The organism is Streptomyces doebereineriae, from assembly GCF_031845645.1.
GTDB lineage: Bacteria > Actinomycetota > Actinomycetes > Streptomycetales > Streptomycetaceae > Streptomyces > Streptomyces canus.
The window spans coordinates 1-380 of record NZ_JAVREZ010000613.1; the positions used below are offsets into that span (position 1 = coordinate 1).

Consider the following 380-nt stretch of genomic DNA (forward strand, 5'->3'; position numbering starts at 1 on the left):
CTCCGCCACCGTGTCCGGCGGCAGCAGCGTACGCAGGGCGGCGGCCAGATCCTCGGCCTCCCGGCCGGTCGCGGTGACGGCCAGCACGGTCCTGCCGGTCTGCCGGGCCAGCGCGGCCACGGCGAACGGCCGGGCACCGGGTGGGCCCACCAGGTCGACGTGCATGCGGTGGCCGTCGGTGGCGGCTTTCACCGCCTCGGCGATCGCCGGGTCGGTAACGACGACATCCAGCAGACCGTGCAGGCTCATAGGGGCATCCGTCCGGGTCATGGGGTGTTCAGGTGCCGCCGCGGCGGCCGGGGCAACGCGAAGAGCCCGACACGTGGGACGAGCCGGGGATTCCAGACTACGACCCGGGGGTGACAGCCGCTCCCGCGAGC

1 protein-coding gene is annotated in these 380 nt (G+C 74.5%); it reads right to left on the minus strand.

What is annotated here, in order from left to right:
* Positions 1–249: hypothetical protein (locus tag RNB18_RS53515; RefSeq protein ID WP_311721248.1), on the minus strand; the 249-nt coding region annotated here is incomplete at its 3' end.
* Between the last annotated feature and the right edge of the window lie 131 nt (positions 250–380).